The sequence below is a fragment of the Clostridium sp. TF06-15AC genome, assembly GCF_003481165.1.
In the GTDB taxonomy this organism is placed as follows: Bacteria; Bacillota; Clostridia; order Lachnospirales; family Lachnospiraceae; genus Otoolea; species Otoolea fessa.
In genome coordinates this window covers 34429-57071 of record NZ_QUKS01000004.1, presented here as the reverse complement: position 1 = coordinate 57071, position 22643 = coordinate 34429, and the positions used below count along the sequence as shown (strand labels likewise).

Sequence of the window (22643 nt, the reverse complement as noted above, 5' to 3'; positions counted from 1 at the left end):
AGGGGAGCAGGTATGATGAATTTGTATGAGGCGATAGGATGTCGCCATTCAGTTCGAAAATACACCGATCGGGAGGTCACGGAGAAGCTGCGTGGGCAGATCCTGTCCTATTTTGATAAGACCTCCCGGTTAAATGACCGGATCCGGGTTGAGGCAGTGATATTCGACAATACAAAGAAAAAAGCCGATGTCCATGGACTCTGGAAGGTGGATGCTCCCTACTATCTGGCGATCTATTCGGACCAGGAGGAAGGCTGCGAGCGCAATGCCGGTTATCTGATGGAGCAGATGGTGCTCTATATGACGGCAAAAGGGATTGGAACCTGCTATTTGGGCAGCGTGCAGCCGGCGCAGAAGGTGCGCGGCGGCAAACGCTGCCTGATGATGGTCGCATTCGGCTACCCGGAGGGCAAGCTCTACCGTGAAAGCCCGCTGGCAAAGCGCCTCCCGCTCAATGAACTCTGTATTTTCAAGGAAGAAGCCGGAGAGCAGATGAAGACGATTCTCCGTGCGGCGCGTCTCGCACCGTCCGCGATGAACACCCAGCCGTGGCGCTTCATCGTCTATTCCGACCGAATCTATGTGTTCGCCCTAAAAACCCGCTTTCCGGGCAAGAGCTTCCATGCGATGCGCGAATTCAGCATCGGCATCATGCTCTCCCACATTATGCTCGCCGCCGAAGAACTCTGGATGGAACTTCAGACGGAGACGGAGGAACATTTTGCGGCTAAAAGTTACAAAAATGGAGATTATGTGGCGACGTTGACGCTGCATTAGATGCATTGATTCATTGTATTAAATGTTGAAATAGTTTATATTTAAGCAAGAAAAACTAATTTTGCAATTTTAAAACCAATTATTCAAAGAAACGATACACTCAAGAAAGAAGCGCGCCAGCCGTCCGATGCCGTGACAGCTGGCGCGCTTCTTTCGGGGCAATCAAAAGGGCATAAGCAAAAACCCTTTTTTCCTTGCTCCGTGCCCTTGAAAGCGCCCTCCACTTATGATAAAATAAGTTGATTATTTATGAGAGATACTCTGGAGGAGAACGTGATGGTTAGTAAATTGATTGAGAAGATTCAGAAGACAAAGGCACCGATCTGTGTAGGACTGGATCCGATGCTTGGATATATTCCGGAGCACGTGAAGGAAAAAGCATTTGCGGAGTTCGGAGAGACCCTGGAAGGAGCGGCAGAGGCGATCTGGCAGTTTAACTGTGCGATCGTGGATGCGACGGCTGATCTGATTCCGGCGGTCAAACCGCAGATTGCGATGTATGAGCAGTTTGGCATCGAAGGTCTGAAAGCGTATGACCGGACTGTCAAATACTGCCAGCAGAAGGGCTTAATTGTCATCGGAGACATCAAGCGCGGCGACATCGGTTCCACATCGGCTGCCTACGCAACCGGTCATCTCGGCAGCGTGAAGGTTGGAAATACGACCTGTTCTGCGTTCAATACCGAGTATGTGACGGTCAATCCGTATCTGGGAACCGACGGCGTGAAACCATTTGTGGACGAGTGCAACGCATCCGACCGCGGTATCTTTGTACTGGTAAAGACTTCTAACCCATCCAGCGGCGAGTTCCAGGATCGTCTGGTGGACGGTCGCCCGCTTTATGAGCTGGTAGCGGAGAAGGTTGTTGAGTGGGGGGAGGCTTCCATGGATGGCGACTACAGTAATGTAGGCGCAGTTGTGGGCGCAACTTACCCGGAGATGAGCAAGATTCTGCGTAAGCTGATGCCGAAGACTTACTTTCTGGTTCCGGGTTATGGCGCACAGGGCGGTACGGCCGAAGACTTAAAATACTGCTTCAACGAGGATGGACTGGGCGCGATCGTCAATTCTTCCCGCGGTATCATCGCAGCATACAAGAAAGACGCATACGCCAAATTCGGTCCGGAGCATTTTGCGGACGCATCGAGACAGGCTGTCATCGATATGATTGCGGACATCGGACGTGTACTGTAAGGAGGAGCTCATGGCACAGAAGAAAGAGACAGCAGTTGTATATAGTCAGGAAGAACTGGCACCTGGCATTTTCAGTATGTGGATCGTGACGGACATAGCGGACGAGGCAAGACCGGGACAGTTTATCTCGGTCTACAGCCAGGACGGTTCCAGACTTCTTCCGCGTCCGATCAGTATCTGCGAGGCAGATCCGGATGAAGGACGCCTGCGGATCGTATACCGGATTGCCGGTAAAGGAACAGATGAATTTTCCAAATATGTTTCCGGAGACCCGATCGACATCATGGGACCTCTGGGAAATGGTTTCCCGCAGGAGGGCGAAAATGTATTTCTGATCGGCGGCGGCATCGGTGTTCCGCCGATGCTTGAGATGGCGAAACAGTTAAACTGCGAAAAACAGATCATTTTAGGATACCGGGATAAAAATCTCTTCCTCCGGGATGAATTTGAGGCATATGGAGAAGTCTTTGTGGCGACCGAGGACGGAAGCGTCGGCACGAAGGGCAATGTCCTGGACGCGATCCGGGAGCAGAACCTGACGGCGGATGTGATCTACGCCTGCGGACCGACCCCGATGCTGCGCGCCATCAAGGAGTATGCGGCAGAAAAGGGAATCAAGTGTTATATTTCCCTGGAGGAGAAGATGGCATGTGGAATCGGCGCCTGTCTGGCATGTGTCTGCCAGTCGAAGGATGTAGACCACCACAGCAATGTACACAACAAGCGGATCTGCAAGGATGGTCCCGTATTTTTAGCCGAGGAGGTAGAATTATGAGACAGATGGCAGTCAATCTTGCGGGTGTAGAGCTTAAAAACCCGGTCATGACGGCATCCGGAACCTTTGGTTCAGGGGCAGAGTACGGCGAGATGGTCGATCTGAACAAGCTCGGCGCGGTTGTGACCAAGGGTGTGGCAAATGTGCCGTGGCCAGGCAATCCGACCCCGCGTATTGCGGAGGTGTACGGCGGCATGATCAACGCGATCGGCTTGCAGAATCCGGGGTATGATTTATTTGCATCGAGGGATATCCCGTTTTTACGTCAGTATGATACGAAGATTATCGTCAATGTATGTGGAAAAACGACGGAAGATTACGTCGATGTAGTGGAAAAACTGGCGAGCCAGCCGGTCGATATGCTGGAGATCAACATTTCCTGCCCGAACGTCAAGGAGGGCGGCATCGCATTTGGACAGGATCCGAAGGCAGTGGAGGCGATCACCCGCGAAGTAAAACGCCATGCGAAACAGCCGATTATCATGAAGCTCAGCCCGAATGTTACCGACATCACGGAGATGGCGAAGGCAGCCGAGGCAGGCGGTGCGGATGTGCTGTCCCTGATCAACACACTGACTGGCATGAAGATCGATATCAACCGGAGAACCTTTGCGGTAGCCAACCGTACCGGCGGTCTGTCCGGCCCGGCAGTGAAACCAGTGGCAGTCCGCATGGTTTACCAGGTGGCGCAGGCGGTCAAGCTTCCGATCATCGGCATGGGCGGTATCATGAATGCGGACGATGCGATCGAATTTATTCTGGCAGGCGCAAGCGCGGTGGCAGTCGGTACGGCGAATTTCCATAATCCGTATGCGACGGAGGAGATCGTGAAGGGCATCGACGCCTACATGGAAAAATATGGCATTGAAGATATACATGAACTGATTGGTGCGGTTCGGTAAGATAGGAGAGTATGATGGAACAGTATAAGCAGGAATTTATCAATTTCATGGTAGAGAGCGAAGTGCTCAAGTTTGGCGAATTTACCTTAAAGAGCGGACGTAAATCTCCGTTCTTCATGAACGCGGGTGCATATGTAACCGGTACGCAGCTGCGCCGTCTGGGCGAGTATTACGCAAAGGCGATTCATGACAACTATGGTCTGGATTTCGATGTCCTGTTTGGACCGGCTTACAAGGGAATCCCGCTGGCAGTTGCCACCTCGATGGCGATCAGTGAGCTGTACGGCAAAGAAGTACGTTACTGCTCCAACCGGAAAGAGGTCAAGGATCACGGCGATACCGGCATCCTTCTGGGAAGTAAGTTAAAGGACGGCGACCGCGTCGTTATCATCGAGGATGTAACCACTTCCGGTAAATCCATCGAGGAGACCTTCCCGATTCTCAAATCCCAGGCAGATGTGGAGATCAAAGGTCTGATGGTATCTTTAAACCGTATGGAGCGCGGCAAGGGAGAAAAGTGTGCGCTGGATGAGATCAAGGAACTGTACGGCTTCCCGACCGCAGCGATCGTATCGATGTCAGATGTCGTAGAGTGCCTGTACAACAAGGAGTGCCAGGGCAAGGTCGTGATCGATGATACACTGAAAGCAGCGATCGACGCATACTATGAGCAGTACGGTGCAAAATAGAGATTTGGTTCACGGAGCGGCATGCTTGAAATGGGAAATGCCATGCGACGGAGTGTAAGAAGGAGCGGATCGATATGGAAAAGATCTACAAAACGATGCAGGGAACCGGTGTGATTAATATCGTGATTGGAAGCGTGATCATCACGGTAGGGCTGGCAGCCGGTGTGATGGCGATCGTCAGCGGTGCGTTTTTACTGAAACGCAAATCAGATATTACATTCTAAAAATTGGATTTGAAACAGGGCAGATATGCCCAGTCGAAAGAGAAAAACCGTATGACCGGGGACGGTGTACGGTTTTTCTCTTTTCTGGCAGTTTATGTGGGGAATTATGTGGAAACGGACAAAAACGCATCAGAAGGTGTGCTGGATATTCTTTGTCGCATACCTGGTGCTTCTTATATATTTTATGTTTTTTTCGGACGGATTCGGGCGCGCGCCGCATGTGGAGTATGCCTATAATCTCGTTTTATTTAAGGAAATCAAACGGTTTTATATTTATCGTGATATAGTGGGGACGGAAGCGTTCCTGTTAAATACGGCTGGCAACGTGGTGTGCTTCATGCCGTTTGGATTTTTCCTGCCGATCATCAGTCCGAGATTTGGAAAATGGTACCTGATGTTGATTCTGAGCTTCCTTCTGACTTTGAGCATCGAGACGATTCAGCTCGTATTCAAGGTGGGAAGTTTTGATGTGGATGATATGTTTTTAAATACGCTAGGTGGAATTGCTGGCTACCTCTGCCAGTGGATTACACGTGCAATTGGGAGGTGTCTGCATGGGACGTCAAACAGATAACCGGATTTCTTATATCCGCAAGCCGATGGCAGAACACGGCTATCTCTGCCTGGGACTGGCGGGAGTCGGTCTGCTGCTGTGCGTGGCAGGGATGGCATTCAGTGTCCGCAGCCAGGGCAATACGCCGGTCGGCGCGCTGTCGATGTGCTTTTCGAGCATATTATTTTCCGTGGCGTCGCTGATGTACGGATGGAAATCTTTTAAAGAAGAAGAAAAAAATTATATATTCGCGAAAATTGGTACGATTTTGTCGGGGCTTCTGGTCATCTGGTGGATTGTGACGATTTTGATTGGCATCCGGGGCTAAGAATGAATGGTTTTTATGCGTGGCTTGCCTGGAATGCCGGACCAATGGAACGCCGGTAAGAGCCTTTGCGGCGGGCGTGGTTTGAAAGTGAAATTTGGCGATGGCAGAAGGAGGGAAATATCTGAACATGAAATATTGGGAACTTTTGAAAGAAGAAAATGAGGCGGTTGCGGAGCGCCATGAGCTCGCGATGGAGCGCATCGGCCATATGAAAGAAGAAGCGACGGTTGGTGAGCCATACCGGGCATTTTTTGAGCGCACCGTCCAGTTTATCGAGCTGATAGAAGAAACCTTCCAGAAACAGATGGATGGGACGCTGGCGGCGATGAGCCAGAAAGAAGCAACAGAATTTAACCGGATGCTTTATGCGGATATACTTCCAGGGGCGTATGGGAAGAGCTTTGCGAACCCGGACTATGCGGCAAAAGAGCTGGGAGAGAACTATGGTCCGTGGCTGTCATTTCTCTATACGGAGATCCGCAGCGCGATCGTTTACGCCTATGAGAGCCGTCTGGTGGATGTGACGGTGTTGGAGGAACTGTTTATTGAGGTTTACAACCTGTTTGAGGGCGGTACTCCGGAGGTGGCGGAGCTTCGCGAGCCGCTCTACTATTTTGTCAGTGATTATTGTGACAGGATGCTTCCGTGGCGGGTGCGTGAGACGCTGGATCCGTCGCTGGATTTTGGAAAATCGATCATTATGGACAGTGATTTAAACGATCTGCGTTATCTGTACCGGTTTGGCGAATATATCTCGGAGACAGAGCTTGCGACGGCACGTTTTATGAATGAGCTGCCGGAGGAGACGGTACGCCGGATGGCAGATACCTACACAGAAGGCTACCGCAAGGGATTTGCAGCGACCGGACGCAGCTATGAGGGCAAGAAAACGGTGCAGATCCGTTACCACATCGGATTTGAGCGCATGATCCGGATGGCAGTGGAAAATTTCCGCGAACTCGGTCTGGAGCCGATCATTGCCCGCGCCTCCATCGGCACGGTGAACCGGATGGCGGCGCGCACGAACGGTTACTATGGCACACCGGCGAACCGCCAGTACGAGTATGATCACCGCTACGACAATGCGGTTTACCTGGACAAGGCCTTTCGTGAGCGGAAACTGTCTATTTTGAAGGTGGCATATGAGACGTACAAGGATCTGGCGTCGGTATATGCCGGTCCGGCAGTTGTGGAAACCTTCGGCGAGGCCGGATTTGAGCCGGTCAATGCAGCAGCAGCCTTTTCTTTAAGTGAAAAACAGGAGAAACTGCTGTTATCCTACAGCAATGAGGCGATGCAGATTGTGGACGCGTATATTCCGGGAACGGAGACGAGCTTCACAATCATTGCATTCCCGCTTCCGGAGATCGGAGCGGAGTTTGAGGCGATTTTCAAGGAGACGATCCGCATCAATACGCTGGACTATGAGCTGTACCGCGACATCCAGCAGATCATGATCAACGAACTGGATCAGGCATCGCAAGTCCACATCAGCGGACGCGGCGGCAACCGCACCGATCTGACCGTACAGCTTCACACGCTTGCTGAGCCGACGAAACAGTCGAATTTCGAAAACTGCGTGGCGGATGTAAATATTCCGGTTGGAGAAGTCTTTACCTCCCCGCAGCTTGCTGGGACAAACGGGCTTCTGCATGTCGGCAGCGTCTATATCGGGGAATTTCAGTTCAAAGATCTGGAAATCCGGTTTGAAAATGGTATCGCTGTCTCCTATACCTGCAAAAACTTTGAGACGGAAGAGGAAAATAAGGCGTTAGTGAAACAGATGATCCTCAAAAACCATGAGACGCTGCCGATGGGCGAGTTTGCGATTGGCACCAACACAACTGCGTATGAGGTAGCGCTGCGCTACGGCATTCTCGACAAATTCCCGATTCTGATTGCCGAGAAGATGGGACCGCACTTTGCGGTAGGCGATACCTGCTACAGCTGGATGGAGGACTGCCCGGTCTTCAACCCGGATGGACGCGAGATGGTGGCGCGTGAGAATGAGATTTCAGCAAAACGCAAAGAAAACCCGCAGGAGGCATATTTTGGCTGCCATACGGACATTACAATCCCGTACTCCGAGCTGGATACGATCGAGGCGATTCATCCAGATGGAACGAGTGTAAAGATCATCGCGGGCGGACGGTTTGCGCTGCCGGGGACGGAGAAGCTGAATGAGCCGCTGGAAAAATAAAAAGAAAAAGTCATAGAAAACAGGTTTATTCTCATATAATCTCCTGAAAAGGGATTCCGGAGCAGCCGGATGGGAGATAGAATCAGAAAATGGATAGCCGTTCTGCTGGCAGGAAGTATACTGGCGATGATTCAGTTGGTTCCGGTCGGCGGGGCGGTTTTTGTTCGTGAAAACATAGAAAATAAAGAGATTCTGGGAGAGAAAGAGACTTCTCTACAACAGACCCTTCACGCCCGCGCCTGGGTTCTCATGGATGCGGACAGTGGGCGTATTCTGGCGGGGAAAGATGCGGATACCGCTTATCCGATGGCAAGCACGACGAAGATTCTGACCTGCATTCTCGCACTGGAACAGGGAAATCCCGATGACTGGGTCGAGGTATCAGAGAAAGCGGCCTCCATGCCGGATGTCCAGCTCAATATGCGGGCGGGGGAGCGGTACCGCCTATCGGATCTACTCTATTCCCTGATGCTGGAATCCCACAACGACAGCGCCGTGGCGGTGGCGGAGCACATTGGGGGAAGTGTGGAAGAATTTGCGGAGAAAATGAACCGGAAAGCGCGGGAGATAGGATGTAAGAATGTTTGTTTCGTGACACCGAACGGTCTGGACGTTGCGGATGCGGATGGAAACGAACACAGCGCTTCGGCGGCGGATATGGCGCGGATCATGCGCTACTGCGCGTTCCAGTCGCCGTGCCGCGAAACATTTCTGAAAATTACCCGTACGGCATCACGGACGATTCAGGATGAGTCGGGAAACCGTTCATTTTACCTGGCAAACCACAACGCGCTTTTAAGCCAGTGCGCGGAGGTGCTGTCGGGCAAGACAGGATTTACCGGGAAAGCCGGGTACTGTTATGTGGCGGCGTTAAAAAAAGAGGGAAAAGCATTTACGGTGGCGCTTCTCGGCTGCGGGTGGCCGCCGCACAAGACGTACAAATGGGCGGATATGCGGAAACTCGATCAGTATGCATTTGATACATATAACTGGTATGATATATTTGACCGGGAGAAAACATTTCCGGAGGTGGAGGTGAGGCGGGGCGTGAAAGGAACGACGGCGCTCACACTGAATCTGCCATCGGAAAAACAGACGTTTCTGATGCTTCTGCGCGCGGACGAGAAGCCAGACATCCGTTATGAGTACCCGACCGAGCTGGAAGCACCGGTTCATGAAGGACAGGAGGTCGGGCAGGCATCCTATTATATTAATGACGAGCAGGTGGCTGCTTATCCGATCTATGCGGCAGAAACAGTGGAGAAGATTGATTATGGGTGGTGTTTAAGAAGATGCGTAACTTATTTTGAAAGAGAATTTCAGTCAATGTGGCAGACGTGGGGAGTTTGAGTTGTTATTACTGGGCACGTATGCGTGAACAGCAACGACTTGTTCACAATACTTTTACAAAAATCTGCTTTATTTTGCTGGTTAATTTTGTTATAACTATAGATAGTGTGAATTACTGGGAATCAAGGATCCGGACACGGAAACGTGGAAAGAGAAAGAGAGGCACGGAGGATGAAACAGACATCACTGAGCAGGGAACAGGGGCTTGCGCTCCTTCGCAAGTATAATAAAGAACCATTTCATATTTTACATGGACTGACCGTGGAGGGCGTCATGGAGTGGTATGCCGAGCAGCTGGGATACGGGGACGAAAAAGCATTCTGGGGCATGGCAGGACTGCTGCATGACATTGATTTTGAACTTTATCCGGAAGAACACTGCGAGCGGGCACCGGAGCTTCTGCGCGACGGAGGCGCAGAGGAAGATTTAGTCCATGCGGTTGTCAGCCACGGCTACGGCATACGGGTGGATGTGGCTCCGGAACATGAGATGGAAAAGGTGTTGTTTGCAGCCGATGAGCTGACAGGGCTTATCTGGGCGGCGGCGAAGATGCGCCCGTCCAAGAGCACCAAGGACATGGAGCTTTCAAGTCTTAAGAAGAAATTTAAGGACAAGAAATTTGCGGCTGGATGTTCCAGAGACGTGATCCGCCGCGGGGCTGATCAGCTTGGCTGGGAATTAGACAAACTGATGGAACAGACGATTCTCGCCATGCGCTCCTGTGAGGATCGGGTCAACAAAGAGATGGAGGAACTGGAGTTTTGAGAGAAAATAAACCAATGAAACTGTTGTCGGTAGCGATTCCGTGCTACAATTCGGCGGCATATATGCGTAACTGCATCGAATCCCTGCTGCCGGGCGGCGATGAGGTGGAGATCCTGATCGTGGATGACGGTTCCACAAAAGATAATACGGCGGAGATTGCGGATGAGTATGAGAGAAACTATCCGGGGATTTGCCGGGCGATTCATCAGGAAAACGGTGGTCACGGCGAGGCCGTCAATGCGGGACTGCGCAATGCGACGGGCATCTATTATAAGGTCGTGGACAGCGATGACTGGGTCAACGAAGAGGCATATATGGAGGTTCTGGATACGCTGCGCAAATTTGTCCATGACAATGTGACGCTGGATATGCTGATTACCAACTTCGTTTATGAGAAACAGGGCGCAAAACACAAAAAGGTCATGAACTACAACATGGCGCTCCCAAAACGCCAGCTCATCGACTGGAACGGTGCAAGAGGCTTCCGCCTGGGACAGTATATCCTGATGCACTCAGTCATTTACCGTGTGGAAATGCTTCGGAACTGCGGCTTGGAACTGCCAAAGCATACGTTCTACGTGGATAATATTTTTGTGTATCAGCCGCTTCCACACGTAAAATCCATGTACTACCTGGATGTGAATTTCTACCGCTATTTTATTGGACGCGACGATCAGTCGGTCAATGAAAAAGTCATGATCAGCCGTATTGATCAGCAGATACTCGTTACGAAGCTGATGCTGGGATATTACGATGTGACCAAGATCAAGAATCCAAAGCTGCGCCACTACATGGTCCGCTATCTGGAGATCATGATGACAGTTACTTCAATTCTGGCGATCCGCTCGGAGACAGAGGAGAATCTGAAGAAGAAAAAAGAACTGTGGCAGTATCTGAAACAGCAGAATTTCACGCTGTATATGCGCCTGCGCTGGGGCTTCCTCGGACAGGGCGTAAACCTGCCGGGAAAAGGCGGACGGAAGGTGTCGATCGCCTGCTATAAGATTTCGCAGAAGTTTTATGGGTTTAACTAGAAATCCATTATAAAAATTGAAATAATATGGATTAGAAAACGAAATCAAATCTATCATAAAAGTGAAATTAAAAGATCCGATCGTCTGGAAAGTCGAGTGTTTCCAGATGGTCGGATTTTTTGTGCTAGGTCAATAATTGGGAAATCCTCAGTAGGTGATGCACTGTTATTTATGGAGCTCTAATTTTCGGAATGACCGCGGCAGGAAATATAATGAAAAATACAAGAAAAATACTTTATAAATATAAGATTGATCCTATTATTGTTATAGATCACATTTGTGCAAATTAGAATGAGATTTTGTATAGGATTTTAAAAACTGAAAACTTGGTGTAAAAATAGAAAAAAGCTGGCACCTGTCATACTTTGGCGCCAGCTTATGTTTACTTGTCTTGAGAAATCCTTTAGCGAATATATTCCGGTTCGTTCTCTGTCTCTTCCTGCGTGCTTCCTGCATATACTAACGGATAGATAGCTGCGCTTAAAAGAATCGCGCCTGCGACGTCCAGAACCGAGTGCTGCTTCAGCGAGACAGTTGCCATGCAGATAGCGACCATCAGGATACCGGAAAGAATCCGGATTACTTTGTGCTTTTTCAGAGACTCACTCTTCATGACCGCGATGTGGGTTCCGATGGAATTGTACACGTGGATGCTTGGAAATACATTCGTGTTCGTGTCAGCCTGGTGGAGCATATAGACCAGACGGGAACAGAGGTTCTTGTCCGGGTTTACGGCGGTCCGCAGGTCAGTTCCATTCGGGAACAGGGTGCAGATTAAGAGTGACAGCGTCATGCCGGTAAATAAAAATGCACATAACCGGTAATATTCTTCCTTGTTCTTGAAGAACAGGTATGCAATCGCAGCGGTCACATAGGCGAACCACAGTAAATATGGGATGACGAAGTATTCATTAAACGGAATCATATCATCCAGCGATGAGTGCATGATATGGTAATTGGAGGTCACGGTTTTTTCCAGATGCATAAACCACGGAAGATAGATAAATCCGTATCCCAGAATCCATATATGCCCGTATTTCTTCAGGAGTTCCTTCAGAAAATGTTTCATATCAATCAACCTCGATTTTCTTTTTATCATAAATAAATTAACATTATTTTAACATCTCTCCAAGTTCGTCTGATTATAGCACACTCACCCGCCAACTTCAAGGCTAAATAGGGATTGTTATAAATATTAAGAAAAAGGTTATGGAATGTGAAATTTGTTAAACAAAAATTTTATGGATGGACAGGGACTTTAAGTAAAATAAAAACAGCTTGCTCAACTGCAAGCTGCTTTATCAATAGCGAGAGGGGGATTCGAACCCTCGACACTGCGGGTATGAACCGCATGCTCTAGCCAACTGAGCTATCTCGCCATATTAAATTTTAAAAGTGGGACCTACAGGGCTCGAACCTGTGACCCTCTGCTTGTAAGGCAGATGCTCTCCCAGCTGAGCTAAGATCCCAGATAAAATAGCGAGAGGGGGATTCGAACCCTCGACACCGCGGGTATGAACCGCGTGCTCTAGCCAACTGAGCTATCTCGCCATATTAAATTTAGAAAAGTGGGACCTACAGGGCTCGAACCTGTGACCCTCTGCTTGTAAGGCAGATGCTCTCCCAGCTGAGCTAAGATCCCGCTGACACTCGCACAAATCGCGATTGCTTTGCAAGTATAATATAAATTTTCAAGATTGTCAACACTTTTGAGAAAATAATTTATAGAAATTTTCTTATCATTTAAAAGGAAGTATGGTATACTTATTTTATGCAAAATTGTAATGGCGCTGTATCCTGTGACAGGTATTCTGGCAGGGTAAAAGATAAAATATAACGCCCCAGCAGGGGAGTTTCTGTATTTTCGGAAAGCAGGGGCGTTATGGCAAAATATGAGGATGGAGTAATGTATTATTTCATTATTAATCCCGCTTCACAGAGTGGCCGCGGCTATAAGATATGGAAGAAAATAGAGCAGCGGCTTGTGCGGGACGGGGTTGAGTATCAGGCATATTTGACAGAATATGCGGGGCAGGCGACAGAGTATGCAAGGAAGCTGACGTCCCACTGCAAGGAGGCACGGGTGATTGTGGTCGTGGGCGGTGACGGGACGATGAATGAGGTCGTGGACGGAATCGTTTCCTGCGACATGGTGACGCTGGGCTATATTCCGGTGGGGACAGGCAGTGATCTGGCGCGCGGGCTCCGGCTTTCGAGAAGACCGATGCGCGGACTGCGCCGGATTTTTAAGGCGCGGCGGATCCGGCAGATCGATTATGGTGTGATTGCATATGGCGATGATGTGCTCCGACATCGGCGTTTTATCGTCAGCGCGGGGATCGGGCTGGATGCGGAAGTATGCCAGCATATGCAGCGTTCGGCGATCAAAAATATCTGCAACCGGATTCATCTGCGGCGATTGTCGTACCGGATACTGGGATTTATACAGTATTTGAAGGCGAAACCGATCCGGGGGTATATTTTGCTCGATGGAACGCGCCGGGTGGAATTTAATTATATTTATTTTATCAGTGCACAGATTCAACCCTGCGAGGGCGGCGGATTCTGGTTTGCGCCGAAGGCGGACAGCAGCGACGGCAACCTGGAGGTCTGCATTGTCAGCCATGCCTCGAAGCGGCAGGTGCTTGGAACCCTGTTCCGGGCGTTGTTCCGGCGCTCCCACAACCGGGGGCTGCGGTGCTTCAGTTGCCGGGAGGTCCAGATCTACACGGAACGTCCGATGGCAGTTCACGTGGACGGCGAGAGCTGTCAGTACCAGAGCAATCTGGAAGTCCGCTGTATTGAGCGTAAATTAAAAATTGTTGGATAAGTGTATATTTTTCAAAAGTATAAAATAATTTATCAAATAAAGTAACTGCGGGCAGTCCGGACAGTTACAAAATGACCAAGAAAGGAACTGGAATACGATGAGAATAGGACAGGGATATGATGTGCATAAACTTGTTCCGGATCGGGAACTGATTTTAGGCGGCGTGACGATCCCGTATGAGAAGGGGCTGTTAGGACATTCGGATGCGGATGTGCTGGTGCATGCGGTGATGGATGCGCTCTTAGGGGCGGCGGCACTGGGCGACATCGGACAGCATTTTCCGGACACGGATCCGGCATATGAGGGTGCGTCGAGCATCGAACTTCTGAAAAAGGTAGGGAAACTTCTGCAGGAACGCGGCTATGTGATTGAAAATATCGATGCCACGATCATTGCGCAGCGCCCGAAGCTGGCTGCATACCGCCCACAGATGGCAGAAAATATTGCAGATGCGCTGGGGCTTCCGGTCAGCCGTGTGAGTGTCAAGGCGACGACCGAGGAAGGGCTTGGTTTTACAGGCAGCGGCGAGGGCATTTCCTCACAGGCGATTACCCTGTTGACGGAAGTGGAGAATTACTGTTATGATAGTGAAATGATGACGCAGGCAGCGGCTTGCGGTGGATGCGGCGGCTGTGGCGGCTGTCAGGCAGCACCGGAAGCAGATTTAAAATAGAAGAGGAGTAATGAGGTTATGAAAATTTTCAACACATTGTCCCGCAGAAAAGAGGAGTTTGTGCCGATCGAACCGGGCAAGGTTAAGATGTATGTGTGCGGACCGACCGTTTACAATTTTATTCATATTGGAAATGCAAGACCGATGATCGTATTTGATACGGTCCGCCGGTATTTTGAGTACAAAGGATACGAAGTAAACTATGTATCTAACTTTACTGATGTGGATGACAAGATCATCAGGAAAGCCATCGAGGAGGGCGTGGATGCGGAGACGATCTCCAAGCGCTATATCGCAGAGTGCAAAAAAGATATGGAGATGATGAACGTCAAACCGGCGACGAAGAATCCGCAGGCGACTCAGGAGATCGGCGGTATGATCGAGATGATCAATACGTTGATCGAAAAAGGACATGCGTATGTGGCAGCTGACGGCACGGTTTATTTCCGCACCAAATCCTTTAAAGAGTACGGAAAACTGTCCCATAAAAATCTGGACGATCTGCAGTCCGGCTTCCGTGAGATCAAGGTAACCGGCGAGGAAGGCAAAGAAGATCCGACCGATTTCGTTCTCTGGAAACCGAAAAAAGAAGGAGAGCCGTTCTGGGAGTCTCCGTGGTGCCAGGGCCGTCCAGGCTGGCATATCGAGTGCTCCGAGATGTCCAAGAAATACCTTGGCGAGTCCATCGATATCCATGCAGGCGGAGAGGATCTGATCTTCCCGCACCATGAAAATGAGATTGCGCAGAGCGAGTGCGCGAACGGCAAGACCTTTGCCAACTACTGGATGCACAACGCATTCTTAAATATTGATAACCGCAAGATGTCCAAATCTCTTGGAAACTTCTTTACCGTGCGTGAGATCAGTGAGAAATACGATTTGCAGGTTCTGCGTCTCTTCATGCTGAGCGCCCAGTACCGCAGCCCGCTCAATTTCAGCGCGGATTTGATGGAAGCTTCGAAAAACAGCTTAGAGCGCATCCGCACTGCGGCAGAGCATCAGGCAGACTGCCTGAAAGCAGCGAAAGAGGGCGAGATGACGGCAGAGGAGAAGCAGAATCAGGCAGCAGTCGAGGAGTTGGTTCAGAAGTTCGAGACGGCGATGGATGATGATTTCAACACCGCAGATGCGATTTCAGCTATTTTTGAGATTGTACGCCTGAGCAACTCCACGATTTCGGAAGCATCGACGAAGGCATATGTTTCCTATGTCAAAGAGACGATGGACAAACTCTGCGATGTGCTCGGTATTATCACGGAGAAGAAGGAAGAGATTCTGGACAGCGAAGTAGAAGACTTGATCGCAAAACGCCAGCAGGCGAGAAAAGACAAGAATTTCGCACTGGCAGATGAGATCCGTGGACAGCTTCTCGATATGGGAATTATTCTGGAAGATACGAGAGAGGGCGTCAAATGGAAACGGGCTTAAATGCGTTTAAGGAAGCGCTGCATTTAAAACATGTTGAGGCGGGGGAGTATTCCCCGCTGGCGCTGGCGTATATCGGCGATGCGGTCTATGAGCTGGCGATCCGCACCCTTGTCATGAACCGCGGCAATATGCAGGTCAACAAGATGCACAAGAAGACGGCTAACCTGGTCAAGGCGGACGCACAGGCACGTTTTTATCTGCTTCTGGAGGAAGAGCTGACGGATGCGGAGAAGGCGGCATACCGACGCGGACGCAATGCGAAATCTTTTACGATGCCGAAGCACGCGACGATGAAGGATTACCGGATGGCGACCGGATTTGAGGCGCTGATGGGCTATCTCTATCTGACCGAGCAGTTTGACAGGATGGCAGAACTTCTGGGAAAAGGGCTGGAACAGATGGGAGAATTAATATCGTTATAAATCATGATGAGGAAAATAGATGGAACAGGAAAATAAGCAGGAAAATAGATTTGAAGAGACGATGATCGAAGGCAGAAACGCCGTTTTAGAGGCATTCCGTTCGGGCAAGACGGTGGATAAGCTGTTTGTGCTGGATGGCTGCCAGGATGGACCGGTCAAGACGATCACGAGAGAGGCAAAAAAGCAGAATACGATCATCCACTATGTGGCGAAGGAGAGACTCGACCAGCTTTCTGAGACCGGCAAGCATCAGGGCGTGATTGCACAGGCAGCGGCATACCGCTATGCAGAGGTGGAAGATATGCTAAAGCTGGCAGAAGAGAAAGGCGAGCCGCCGTTTCTCTTTATTCTGGATGGCATTGAGGATCCGCACAATCTGGGTGCGATCATCCGTACTGCCAATCTGGCAGGCGCACATGGCGTGATCATCCCGAAACGCCGCGCAGTGGGACTGACATCGACGGTTGCGAAGACCTCGGCGGGAGCGCTGAATTATACGCCGGTGGCGAAGGTAACCAATATTTCAGCCACGATCGAGGAGCTGAAAGAGAGAGGACTCTGGTTTGTCTGTGCCGATATGGGAGGAGAGAGCATGTACCGCCTCGACTTAAAAGGACCGATCGGTCTGGTGATTGGCAATGAGGGCGAAGGTGTCAGCCGTCTGGTGCGGGAAAAATGTGATTTCATCGCATCGATCCCGATGAAGGGAGATATTGACTCCCTGAACGCATCGGTGGCAGCTGGCGTGCTGGCATATGAGATTGTGCGTCAGAGAATGATGTAGGGTAAGTGAAGGTTATCGGTCAACCGATTCCGCTGCTCCCCTCCCCGTTGGAATCATATAGAAATATGAAAAGATAGGAAATGAGAATCGGATGTCTGCGAATGAAAACGGAGGCATCCGATGAAAAAAACGGGAAATTTAAAAAAATAAAAAAATTCAAAAAAACCGTTGACAAAACGATTGTATCATGATAAACTAATCGAGGCTTAGAGATGAGCCAAAAACAAAAAGATGCTGCTGTAGCACAGTCGGTAGTGCGTCGCATTGGTAGTGCGGAGGTCACGGGTCCGATTCCCGTCAGCAGCTCTGCTAGAAAAGAACGGAAGCCTTTGATTTACAAGGGTTTCTGTTTTTTTTATTCTCTACTTGCAATTCATTCCAGTTGTGCTATAATGATAACAGTTTGGACGGGGACATAGCTCAGCTGGGAGAGCGTTGCGTTCGCAACGCAAAGGTCGCGGGTTCGAATCCCGTTGTCTCCATGATAGAGAAAGGCTTGAAAACATTGGTTTTTCCTTTGTTTTCAAGCCTTTTTTGTGTTTTTAAGATTTCAAGCGGAACAAAATATTCCGTTATAGGTACACACTTTTCGGTACAAGGATCACACGAAAGATCACACGGACTTTCAGTATCGATGAATTTGCCGCACATTTTTTCTAAAAGAACTTTCGAAAAAATTCAAAAAAATAAAAAAAACTCTTCCATTTTGAACTACCCTATGTTATAATAAACACACTTGTGAGTCAGAAAGACAAGCAAGCGGGCATGGCGGAATTGGCAGACGCGCCAGATTTAGGTTCTGGTACGAGAGTGTGCAGGTTCAAGTCCTGTTGCCCGCACTAGAAATTACGCAGAAGTGGCGGAATTGGCAGACGCGCACGGTTCAGGTCCGTGTGATGGCAACATCATGAGGGTTCAAGTCCCTTCTTCTGCATGATTAGCTGCAGAACCTGAGTGCAGCGTGGAACTCCCAGAGATGATTTCTCCGGGAGTTTTTCTTTTTCTATAAAAGGAATCAAAAAGGGGCAGACGCGCAAGCGAAAGCCCCTTTTGTAATTCGAATTTGTAATATAAATCAAAAAATTAGAATTTCTGAAATTCTTCTACATTTATTACAAATACGGTTGCTCCGCCGACTTTCATGTTCATCGGAACGGTCATATTGACGGTCGGGCAGCAGTTTCCGGCCATGGTCGGCGGCGTGTATACAAGCTGCTCGCGGGCACCGGACATTTTTTTGATGATGGAGATGGCGTCCTCGACGCGTTCATCTTCGACACCGAGCATCAGGGTTGTACTTTTCTTTTTCAGAAAGCCGCCCATCGTGGAAAGCTTGGTGACAAAGAAGGAGTGCTGGTTTAATTCATATACTAAATCATCGGCGTCCTCACTGCCAATGATTGCGATAATCATTTTCATAAGCGGTACCTCCTGAAAAATTTTCTATTATTGTACCATTAATTTATGAAAATGGAAATAAAAAAATGAGAAATTTATGTTAAAATATAAATGATTATGATTGCTTGCAGGTGAGAATTTTTTGGACTGAAAATTCCATCTGCCGCAGGAATGGCGGCAGATTTGCGGGATGAGAGAAAGGCAGAAGTATGATTCGAAATATAGTATTTGATATGGGAATGGTTTTACTGGAGTATGATCCGGTCAAGGTGTGCTGGGAGTACACAGATAATCCGGAGGATGTGGAGTGGATGCGCCGCGAATTGTTTGATTCGAAGGAGTGGTCGCTTTTAGACGAGGGAACGCTGACGGATGCACAGGCGCTGGAGCGGGTGCAGAAACGCCTGCCAAATGAACATTTGCGCTGGCTGGCGAAGGAAAGTCTGGAACACTGGCATGAGTACAACATCTGGGCAAAGCCGGGGATGGGAGAGCTGGTGAAGGAACTGAAAGAAAAGGGCTGCGGCATCTACCTCTGCTCGAATTGTTCCGTGCGCCTGCGTGTGTTCGAGCAGGAGATTCCGGGCATTGAATATTTTGATGGCACGCTTGTCTCAGCGGAGGAGAAGCTGGCGAAGCCGAATCCGGCGATCTATGAGAGATTGTTTGAAAAATTTCATCTCAAAGCGGAAGAATGCTTTTTCATCGATGACCGTCAGGATAACATCGACAGCGCGAAGGGCTGCGGCATGGATGGTTACTGTTTTGCGGACGGGAATGTGGAGAGGCTACGGGCGTACATGGGGAAGATGGAAATATTATAGAAAAGCAGTGCAAGGTGCCCGATAAAAAGATTATTTTCCTAAAAAACACCGGGAGAGTCATAAGCTGATGAAAAGAAAGTGAAAAGGTTTTGGAATCAGGTACTTATGGTCTAAAAAAAATACAAAATCAGAAAGAAATTTGATTGATAATAATATCACAATATGAGATAATGAAGAAGAATGGGGAAAGATGCATTTTTAGTAAATTCCCCTGGAAGATGCATGTGAACAGGCAGTTTTTTGACCGGGAATCTCCGGTGAAAGGCTGCGTCTGTTTTATAACGGATAGTGAGGAGGTCATTATATGAGAGTATCGATTTGTATCGGAAGTGCCTGTCATCTGAAAGGATCCCGCGAGGTAATCCAGAAGCTGCAGAAGCTGGTTTCAGAGAATCATCTGGACAGTGAGGTGGATTTAAATGGAGATTTCTGCAGCGGCAACTGCCGTAAAGGTGTCTGTGTGACGGTAGATGGAGAACTGTATTCCGTAAAACCGGAGACAACGGAAGAATTTTTCCAGAAGGAGATTCTGGGACGCCTGAACGCGTAATCGTTTACATATAACGGCAAAAAGAGAGGGAGAGTCTATGCCGATTATTGATTTTAAGGCGACGATGTGTAAGCATTGTTATAAATGTGTGCGGGGCTGCGAAGTGAAATCAATCATGATCCGGGATGGTCATGCATATATCATGCCAAATCGCTGTATTCTCTGTGGGCAGTGCCTTTTGAACTGCCCGCAGTCGGCAAAACGTGTTCCGAGCGAACTTTCCAAGGTCAAAAAGCTGATTGAGAGCGGCGCACCGGTTATTGCATCGCTGTCGTCTTCCTATATGGGGGTTCTGCCGTATAAAAAGCGGGGGCAGGTCAAGTCAGCATTAAAAAAGCTGGGATTTACGAATGTTTGTGATGCGGCGGAGGGCGCCGCGCTGGCGACGGAAGAGTATGTCCGTTTATTAGAGCAGGGCGAGATGAAAAATATCATCACAACTGCCTGTCCGAGTATCGTGAACCTGATTGAGATTCATTATCCGGAACTGATCAAATATCTGGCACCGGTGCTGATTCCGTCGGGGATCCATACGCGCATGCTGCACGCGGAGTTCGGCGAGGCGGCGAAGGTAGTCGTGATCGGACCGTGTATCGCGGAAAAAGAGAAAAACAGGGTTGTGAAGCCCGATGCAGTCCTCACATTTGAGGATTTAAAACAGTGGCTGTCAGAGGAACAGATCGAGATTGAAGCATGTGAGGAAGAACCGTTCGAAGATCGTGAACCGGGCGCGAATCTGCGTTATCCGGTCAGCGGCGGACTGCTTACGGCGGTGACGGCGACCCAGAAGAAACCGGACAAGTACCGCAAGTTCTACGTCAGCGGCGTGAAGGACTGCCTGGATGTCTGTGAGGCGATGAAAACCGGCGAGGTGGCTGGCTGTTTCATCGAGATGAACGCCTGTCATGGAGGCTGTGTCAATGGACCGTCCACGGCGACCTCCGTGTCGAGTTTTAAAGTTAAGCTGGATCTGGAAGCGATGCTTCCGAAGGAACCGGCAGATCTATCCCTGATGCATGAGGCGGCTCGCCAGGTGGAGATTCACCGGACGTTTGTGGATCGTTCCCAGAAGGAGCGGATTCCGACCGAGGAAGAGATCCGGGAGATCTTGAAAAAGACGGGCAAGATGACGCCGGAGCAGGAATTAAACTGTGGTGCGTGCGGTTATCCGACCTGCCGGGAGAAGGCGATCGCTGTTTTCCAGAAAAAGGCGGAGGTCGATATGTGTATTCCGTACCTGCATGACCGGGCGCAGTCGCTGTCTCATCTGGTGATGGATACGTCTCCGAACCTGATCATGATCATCGACGATGATATGCGGATCCGGGAGTGTTCGGTGGCGGCAGAAATGTATTTCGGCGTCAAACCGGAGGCGATCAAGGGAAAACCGCTGGAGGACTTTATCAACGCCGAGGATGTCCGCGAGGTATTCCGGACGCACACAAGCGTCCACAGCCGGAAGGTGATCTATCCGGATCGGAATCTTGTGACGCTTCAAAACATTGCGTATATCGATGACGGCAATTTTGTCATTGCCACGATCATTGATGTGACGCGCGAGGAAAAACAGGCAAAACAGGAATATGCCAAGAAAAAGGCGACCATTGATCTGGCACAGAATGTCATTTACAAACAGATGATGGTTGCACAGAATATTGCCGGACTCCTGGGTGAGACGACGGCGGAGACGAAGACAACCCTGATGAAGCTTTGTTCCCTGATTGACGATGAGAGCGAAAGTGAGGTCCGATAAATGGGAGTAACCGTAGATGTCACGTTTAAAAGTCTGAATAAGTATTCAGAGATCCTGTGCGGCGATACGGTAGAGTGCCTGAAAACGGAAGATTCGGACGTTATCATTCTGGCGGACGGCATGGGAAGCGGCGTCAAGGCGAATATTCTTTCAACGCTGACGGCAAAGATTCTGGGTACGATGTTTTTAAATGGAGCCACGCTGGAGGAATGTGTGGAGACGATTGTGCAGACGCTTCCGATCTGTCAGACGAGACAGGTGGCGTATGCGACGTTCTCGATTCTCCAGATTTTCAACAACGGCGAGGTATATTTAGTTGAATATGATAACCCGCGATGCATTTTTTTGCGCTGTGGTCATGTGGTGGAGCTGCAGAAATACAAGCGTCTCGTCAAGGACAAGGAGATCAGCGAGTGCCGGTTCCAGGTTCAGAAGGGTGATGCGCTGGTACTTGTCAGCGACGGCGTGACGCACGCGGGAGTCGGAAAGAGCGGCAAATATAAATTTGGCTGGCCGTGGGAGTCGGTGGCAGAGTTTGTTTCGGAACAATGCCTGACCTCTCTTTCGTCGGCACGTATGGCGGCGGCACTCTGTGCGGAATGCAGCCAGATTTACGAGGGAAAACCGGGCGATGATACGACGGTTGTGGTAGCCCGGATCATTGACCGGAAACCGGTCAACCTGATGACGGGACCGCCGCTCGACCGCAACGACGATGAGACGATCACGGCGGATTTTATGAAAGATGAGTCGGCAAAGCACATTGTATCGGGCGGAACCAGCGCGACGATCCTGTCGCGGGAGCTGGGACGACCGCTGCGGGTATCAATGGATTACAGCGACCCGGATATTCCGCCGATCGCTTTTATGGAAGGCATCGATCTGGTGACGGAGGGAGTCCTGACGCTGCGGAAAGCGATCGAACTTCTGAAACGCTATCTGATCGAATGCGATTTAAGTTCTGAGTTTTTCAGCGAGTTGGACAAGAAAAATGGTGCGTCCATGATCGCGAAGATTTTGATAGAAGACTGCACGGAATTACATATGTTTGTGGGAACGGCGGCGAACAGCGCCTACCAGAATCCAGGGATGGCGTTTGATCTGGGAATCCGCCAGAACCTGGTCAAACAGCTAAAAGAAGCAGTCGAAGGTATGGGAAAGAAAGTTACGGTAACGTATTATTAATAAGG

The 22643-nt window shown here is 49.6% G+C and carries 23 protein-coding genes and 8 tRNA genes; 25 read left to right on the top strand and 6 right to left on the bottom strand.

Going from position 1 to position 22643, the window contains the following annotated elements; all coding sequences use genetic code 11:
• Nucleotides 1-12 precede the first annotated feature (12 nt).
• The 12 genes from DXC57_RS09270 to DXC57_RS09220 all read left to right on the top strand — a co-directional run bounded on the left by DXC57_RS09270 (nucleotide 13) and on the right by DXC57_RS09220 (nucleotide 10791).
• Nucleotides 13-777, top strand: a complete 765-nt coding sequence (locus DXC57_RS09270) for a nitroreductase family protein (protein WP_022359360.1) — start codon at nucleotides 13-15, stop codon at nucleotides 775-777.
• Between the two features lie 276 nt (nucleotides 778-1053).
• Nucleotides 1054-1971, top strand: a complete 918-nt coding sequence (gene pyrF, locus DXC57_RS09265; RefSeq protein ID WP_022359361.1) for an orotidine-5'-phosphate decarboxylase — start codon at nucleotides 1054-1056, stop codon at nucleotides 1969-1971.
• A gap of 10 nt (nucleotides 1972-1981) precedes the next feature.
• The gene (locus tag DXC57_RS09260) at nucleotides 1982-2746 is read left to right on the top strand and encodes a dihydroorotate dehydrogenase electron transfer subunit (protein ID WP_118652256.1); all 765 of its coding nucleotides are present in this window, start codon (nucleotides 1982-1984) and stop codon (nucleotides 2744-2746) included.
• Nucleotides 2743-3648 carry a dihydroorotate dehydrogenase gene (locus tag DXC57_RS09255; protein WP_022359363.1) on the top strand — a complete coding sequence of 302 codons (906 nt, stop codon included), beginning with the start codon at nucleotides 2743-2745 and terminating at the stop codon, nucleotides 3646-3648. The genes DXC57_RS09260 and DXC57_RS09255 overlap by 4 nt, the downstream gene beginning before the upstream one ends.
• Nucleotides 3649-3662: 14 nt before the next feature.
• Nucleotides 3663-4337, top strand: a complete 675-nt coding sequence (gene pyrE, locus DXC57_RS09250) for an orotate phosphoribosyltransferase (RefSeq protein ID WP_107000484.1) — start codon at nucleotides 3663-3665, stop codon at nucleotides 4335-4337.
• 74 nt (nucleotides 4338-4411) lie between these two features.
• Nucleotides 4412-4561, top strand: coding sequence for a hypothetical protein (locus DXC57_RS15515; protein WP_022359365.1), 150 nt, complete (start codon nucleotides 4412-4414; stop codon nucleotides 4559-4561).
• Nucleotides 4562-4667: 106 nt separating this feature from the next.
• A complete protein-coding gene (locus DXC57_RS09245) occupies nucleotides 4668-5135 on the top strand; it encodes a VanZ family protein (protein ID WP_107000974.1) in 468 nt (155 codons plus the stop codon).
• Nucleotides 5116-5442, top strand: a complete 327-nt coding sequence (locus DXC57_RS09240; RefSeq protein ID WP_107000483.1) for a hypothetical protein — start codon at nucleotides 5116-5118, stop codon at nucleotides 5440-5442. The genes DXC57_RS09245 and DXC57_RS09240 overlap by 20 nt, the downstream gene beginning before the upstream one ends.
• Nucleotides 5443-5569: 127 nt before the next feature.
• Nucleotides 5570-7642 carry an aminopeptidase gene (locus tag DXC57_RS09235; RefSeq protein ID WP_118652253.1) on the top strand — a complete coding sequence of 691 codons (2073 nt, stop codon included), beginning with the start codon at nucleotides 5570-5572 and terminating at the stop codon, nucleotides 7640-7642.
• A gap of 69 nt (nucleotides 7643-7711) precedes the next feature.
• A complete protein-coding gene (locus DXC57_RS09230) occupies nucleotides 7712-8992 on the top strand; it encodes a D-alanyl-D-alanine carboxypeptidase family protein (RefSeq protein WP_118652250.1) in 1281 nt (426 codons plus the stop codon).
• 171 nt (nucleotides 8993-9163) lie between these two features.
• Nucleotides 9164-9757 (top strand): hypothetical protein, encoded by a 594-nt coding sequence (locus DXC57_RS09225; protein ID WP_022359370.1) that lies wholly within the window; start codon nucleotides 9164-9166, stop codon nucleotides 9755-9757.
• 14 nt (nucleotides 9758-9771) lie between these two features.
• Entirely contained in the window at nucleotides 9772-10791 is a 1020-nt protein-coding gene (locus DXC57_RS09220; protein WP_118652247.1) for a glycosyltransferase family 2 protein, read from the top strand.
• A 403-nt stretch (nucleotides 10792-11194) separates the two neighbouring features.
• Here the strand turns inward: DXC57_RS09220 and DXC57_RS09215 are convergent, their stop codons facing one another.
• From DXC57_RS09215 to DXC57_RS09195, 5 genes are all read right to left on the bottom strand, one after another.
• Entirely contained in the window at nucleotides 11195-11860 is a 666-nt protein-coding gene (locus DXC57_RS09215) for a phosphatase PAP2 family protein (RefSeq protein ID WP_107000973.1), read from the bottom strand.
• 236 nt (nucleotides 11861-12096) lie between these two features.
• Nucleotides 12097-12170 (bottom strand) — tRNA-Met (locus DXC57_RS09210).
• A gap of 17 nt (nucleotides 12171-12187) precedes the next feature.
• A tRNA-Val gene (locus DXC57_RS09205) sits at nucleotides 12188-12260 on the bottom strand.
• Nucleotides 12261-12268: 8 nt separating this feature from the next.
• Nucleotides 12269-12342, bottom strand: a tRNA-Met gene (locus tag DXC57_RS09200).
• An 18-nt stretch (nucleotides 12343-12360) separates the two neighbouring features.
• Nucleotides 12361-12433 (bottom strand) — tRNA-Val (locus DXC57_RS09195).
• Between the two features lie 240 nt (nucleotides 12434-12673).
• Between DXC57_RS09195 and DXC57_RS09190 the strand changes: the two genes are divergently transcribed.
• The 9 genes from DXC57_RS09190 to DXC57_RS09150 all read left to right on the top strand — a co-directional run bounded on the left by DXC57_RS09190 (nucleotide 12674) and on the right by DXC57_RS09150 (nucleotide 17862).
• Nucleotides 12674-13621, top strand: coding sequence for a diacylglycerol kinase family protein (locus DXC57_RS09190; protein WP_243101426.1), 948 nt, complete (start codon nucleotides 12674-12676; stop codon nucleotides 13619-13621).
• A gap of 97 nt (nucleotides 13622-13718) precedes the next feature.
• The gene (ispF, locus tag DXC57_RS09185; protein WP_118522989.1) at nucleotides 13719-14294 is read left to right on the top strand and encodes a 2-C-methyl-D-erythritol 2,4-cyclodiphosphate synthase; all 576 of its coding nucleotides are present in this window, start codon (nucleotides 13719-13721) and stop codon (nucleotides 14292-14294) included.
• An 18-nt stretch (nucleotides 14295-14312) separates the two neighbouring features.
• Entirely contained in the window at nucleotides 14313-15722 is a 1410-nt protein-coding gene (gene cysS / locus DXC57_RS09180) for a cysteine--tRNA ligase (protein ID WP_107000478.1), read from the top strand.
• Nucleotides 15707-16144, top strand: a complete 438-nt coding sequence (locus tag DXC57_RS09175; protein WP_118524553.1) for a ribonuclease III domain-containing protein — start codon at nucleotides 15707-15709, stop codon at nucleotides 16142-16144. The genes cysS and DXC57_RS09175 overlap by 16 nt, the downstream gene beginning before the upstream one ends.
• A gap of 19 nt (nucleotides 16145-16163) precedes the next feature.
• A complete protein-coding gene (gene rlmB, locus DXC57_RS09170) occupies nucleotides 16164-16928 on the top strand; it encodes a 23S rRNA (guanosine(2251)-2'-O)-methyltransferase RlmB (protein WP_022358985.1) in 765 nt (254 codons plus the stop codon).
• 233 nt (nucleotides 16929-17161) lie between these two features.
• Nucleotides 17162-17234: transfer RNA gene (locus DXC57_RS09165), tRNA-Thr, on the top strand.
• Between the two features lie 103 nt (nucleotides 17235-17337).
• Nucleotides 17338-17410 (top strand) — tRNA-Ala (locus DXC57_RS09160).
• A 277-nt stretch (nucleotides 17411-17687) separates the two neighbouring features.
• Nucleotides 17688-17767: transfer RNA gene (locus DXC57_RS09155), tRNA-Leu, on the top strand.
• 11 nt (nucleotides 17768-17778) lie between these two features.
• Nucleotides 17779-17862: transfer RNA gene (locus tag DXC57_RS09150), tRNA-Leu, on the top strand.
• A 149-nt stretch (nucleotides 17863-18011) separates the two neighbouring features.
• Here DXC57_RS09150 and DXC57_RS09145 read toward each other — a convergent pair.
• The gene (locus DXC57_RS09145; protein WP_022358984.1) at nucleotides 18012-18347 is read right to left on the bottom strand and encodes a cyclic-di-AMP receptor; all 336 of its coding nucleotides are present in this window, start codon (nucleotides 18345-18347) and stop codon (nucleotides 18012-18014) included.
• Nucleotides 18348-18535: 188 nt separating this feature from the next.
• Between DXC57_RS09145 and DXC57_RS09140 the strand changes: the two genes are divergently transcribed.
• The 4 genes from DXC57_RS09140 (at nucleotide 18536) to DXC57_RS09125 (ending at nucleotide 22638) form a co-directional block, all read left to right on the top strand.
• Nucleotides 18536-19150 (top strand): HAD family phosphatase, encoded by a 615-nt coding sequence (locus tag DXC57_RS09140; RefSeq protein ID WP_118472152.1) that lies wholly within the window; start codon nucleotides 18536-18538, stop codon nucleotides 19148-19150.
• Between the two features lie 304 nt (nucleotides 19151-19454).
• A complete protein-coding gene (locus tag DXC57_RS09135; RefSeq protein ID WP_022358982.1) occupies nucleotides 19455-19700 on the top strand; it encodes a (2Fe-2S) ferredoxin domain-containing protein in 246 nt (81 codons plus the stop codon).
• 37 nt (nucleotides 19701-19737) lie between these two features.
• Nucleotides 19738-21453, top strand: a complete 1716-nt coding sequence (locus tag DXC57_RS09130; RefSeq protein ID WP_118522987.1) for a [Fe-Fe] hydrogenase large subunit C-terminal domain-containing protein — start codon at nucleotides 19738-19740, stop codon at nucleotides 21451-21453.
• Nucleotides 21454-22638, top strand: a complete 1185-nt coding sequence (locus DXC57_RS09125; RefSeq protein ID WP_022358980.1) for a SpoIIE family protein phosphatase — start codon at nucleotides 21454-21456, stop codon at nucleotides 22636-22638.
• Nucleotides 22639-22643: the final 5 nt, after the last annotated feature.

Coding starts and splice junctions, on each gene's coding strand:
- DXC57_RS09270 (WP_022359360.1), top strand. CDS start 13: ATGATGAATTTGTATGAGGCGATAGGATGTCGCCATTCAGTTCGAAAA.
- pyrF (WP_022359361.1), top strand. CDS start 1,054: ATGGTTAGTAAATTGATTGAGAAGATTCAGAAGACAAAGGCACCGATC.
- DXC57_RS09260 (WP_118652256.1), top strand. CDS start 1,982: ATGGCACAGAAGAAAGAGACAGCAGTTGTATATAGTCAGGAAGAACTG.
- DXC57_RS09255 (WP_022359363.1), top strand. CDS start 2,743: ATGAGACAGATGGCAGTCAATCTTGCGGGTGTAGAGCTTAAAAACCCG.
- pyrE (WP_107000484.1), top strand. CDS start 3,663: ATGGAACAGTATAAGCAGGAATTTATCAATTTCATGGTAGAGAGCGAA.
- DXC57_RS15515 (WP_022359365.1), top strand. CDS start 4,412: ATGGAAAAGATCTACAAAACGATGCAGGGAACCGGTGTGATTAATATC.
- DXC57_RS09245 (WP_107000974.1), top strand. CDS start 4,668: ATGTGGAAACGGACAAAAACGCATCAGAAGGTGTGCTGGATATTCTTT.
- DXC57_RS09240 (WP_107000483.1), top strand. CDS start 5,116: ATGGGACGTCAAACAGATAACCGGATTTCTTATATCCGCAAGCCGATG.
- DXC57_RS09235 (WP_118652253.1), top strand. CDS start 5,570: ATGAAATATTGGGAACTTTTGAAAGAAGAAAATGAGGCGGTTGCGGAG.
- DXC57_RS09230 (WP_118652250.1), top strand. CDS start 7,712: ATGGGAGATAGAATCAGAAAATGGATAGCCGTTCTGCTGGCAGGAAGT.
- DXC57_RS09225 (WP_022359370.1), top strand. CDS start 9,164: ATGAAACAGACATCACTGAGCAGGGAACAGGGGCTTGCGCTCCTTCGC.
- DXC57_RS09220 (WP_118652247.1), top strand. CDS start 9,772: ATGAAACTGTTGTCGGTAGCGATTCCGTGCTACAATTCGGCGGCATAT.
- DXC57_RS09215 (WP_107000973.1), bottom strand. CDS start 11,860: ATGAAACATTTTCTGAAGGAACTCCTGAAGAAATACGGGCATATATGG.
- DXC57_RS09190 (WP_243101426.1), top strand. CDS start 12,674: ATGGCAAAATATGAGGATGGAGTAATGTATTATTTCATTATTAATCCC.
- ispF (WP_118522989.1), top strand. CDS start 13,719: ATGAGAATAGGACAGGGATATGATGTGCATAAACTTGTTCCGGATCGG.
- cysS (WP_107000478.1), top strand. CDS start 14,313: ATGAAAATTTTCAACACATTGTCCCGCAGAAAAGAGGAGTTTGTGCCG.
- DXC57_RS09175 (WP_118524553.1), top strand. CDS start 15,707: ATGGAAACGGGCTTAAATGCGTTTAAGGAAGCGCTGCATTTAAAACAT.
- rlmB (WP_022358985.1), top strand. CDS start 16,164: ATGGAACAGGAAAATAAGCAGGAAAATAGATTTGAAGAGACGATGATC.
- DXC57_RS09145 (WP_022358984.1), bottom strand. CDS start 18,347: ATGAAAATGATTATCGCAATCATTGGCAGTGAGGACGCCGATGATTTA.
- DXC57_RS09140 (WP_118472152.1), top strand. CDS start 18,536: ATGATTCGAAATATAGTATTTGATATGGGAATGGTTTTACTGGAGTAT.
- DXC57_RS09135 (WP_022358982.1), top strand. CDS start 19,455: ATGAGAGTATCGATTTGTATCGGAAGTGCCTGTCATCTGAAAGGATCC.
- DXC57_RS09130 (WP_118522987.1), top strand. CDS start 19,738: ATGCCGATTATTGATTTTAAGGCGACGATGTGTAAGCATTGTTATAAA.
- DXC57_RS09125 (WP_022358980.1), top strand. CDS start 21,454: ATGGGAGTAACCGTAGATGTCACGTTTAAAAGTCTGAATAAGTATTCA.